General features: G+C 69.6%; 1 protein-coding gene. It reads left to right on the forward strand.

Going from position 1 to position 1,837, the window contains the following annotated elements; translation table 11 throughout:
• On the forward strand, positions 1-1,837 hold a 1,837-nt coding region (locus tag FKP22_RS29120; RefSeq protein WP_211361652.1), incomplete at both ends, for an Hpt domain-containing protein.

Raw genomic sequence — 1,837 nt, forward strand, 5'->3', positions numbered from 1 at the left:
GGGCGAGGGGCTCGCCCGTGGCCCTGCGGACCTGACCGAGCTCAATCTGCCGGACCTGAACCTGGACGCGCTGGAAGGCGATGCCGCGCCGGCCGACTGGGCCCAGCAAACCGCGCCGCTCGAACCACTGGCCAGCCTGCCTGAGACCTTCGAGCCGCAGGCCCCGGCCGATGTGCCGGAAGTCCTGGAACTGCCAGACCAGCCGGACTGGACGCCGGCCGAGCTGACCCAGCCTTTCGAGCCGATCGAGCTGCCGGTGTTGGACCAGGCACTGGACGCACCGCAGCTGGACGCCGGCCTGGACGCCGAGCACCTGGACCTGCCGTTGCCCGAGTTCGGCGAGCCGCAACAAGCGCCGCTGGTCGACACCGAAGCTGTGCAGGCGATCTCGCTGCTCGAAGGCGATGTGATCGAGCCGACGCAGCCATTGGTGACCGCCGAGGACGAGTACGCACCCAACGACTGGCCCGAAACCACGCACCAGGCGGGCGGCGACCTGCGCCTGCCCGAGGTCGACCTTGAGCTGGACCTGGAAGATGCGATGGTCACGGCGCAGCCGCTGGAAACGCAGCCTGAACCGGTGCCGCAAGCGCCCGCGCTGGACGCACCGGTCGACGATGCCGAGCGCTACAAGGTGGTTGGCCCGCTGCGCATCCAGATCACGCTGTTCAACATCTTCCTCAACGAGGCCGACGAACAGTCGCGCCGCCTGACGGTGGCGCTGTCCGAGTGGCAGCACGAACTGCACCGGCCGGTGGGCGACACCGCGGTGGCGCTGGCCCACTCGCTGGCCGGCAATTCGGCCACCGTGGGTTACCAGGACCTGTCTTCGCTGGCGCACCGGCTGGAACATGCGCTGGAGCGTTCCTGCGCCCGTGGCCTGGGCCAGGAGGCCGAGGCCGCCTTGTACCTGGACGTGGCCGACGAGATTCGCCGGCTGCTGCACCAGTTCGCTGCCGGCTTCCTGAAGCCGGTGCCGATCGAGCTGATCGAGCGCCTGGACCGCCACGAAGAAGCCGACGCCCTGCAGCACAACAGCCGCGCTGCCGAACTGGAAGGCCTGTCTGAGGCTGAGCACGACCTGGACCTGGACCAGGATCAGGACGAGCCGGACGACGGCTTTGGCGGTTCGGTCACGCAGATGGCGTCGCTGAACCCGCTGGGCGAGGTGCGTTTCAGCGCGCTGGAGCCGCTGGCCGCCGAACCTGCGCTGGAAACCCATGCCACGCCGTCGCGTGGCGACAGCGAGCGCCTGGGCGCCACGGCTTCTCTGGCCGAGGACCTGGAAGCGCGCGACGCGATCGACGACGAGCTTTTCGAGATCTTTGTCGAAGAAGGCGAAGAGCTGCTGCCGGTGCTGGCCGAACAGATCCGCCAGTGGGAACGTCTGCCGGACGACCTGGACGCGGGTGTTGGCGCCTTGCGCGCGCTGCACACCTTCAAGGGCGGCGCCCGGCTGGCTGGCGCGATGCGCCTGGGCGAGCTGGCGCACCGGCTGGAAACCGCCATTGAGCGCTTGACCGTGCGTGGTGGCGCGGATGCCGCCGTGCTGGCCCAGTTGCACCAGGGCGTGGACGCGCTGAACGAGGAGTTCCAGCGCCTGCGCCTGGGCGGTGGCTCGGCGGTGCCGGGCGACGGCATCTCACGCCACATGGGCGACACCGAAATGCAGGCCATGGGCTTCGCCAACACGACGGACCGGCCTCACGAACTGGCGCCGCTGCGAGGCGATGCGCTGACCTTCCAGGCACCGCAACAGCACTTCGTGTCCGAACAGCCGCTGCAGCCGGCCGAGGCTATTGCCGACGTGCCGGCCGAGCTGCCGGTCGTGGTGCAG

It is taken from the genome of Ideonella azotifigens (genome assembly GCF_006519715.1).
Lineage (GTDB): Bacteria > Pseudomonadota > Gammaproteobacteria > Burkholderiales > Burkholderiaceae_C > Ideonella > Ideonella azotifigens.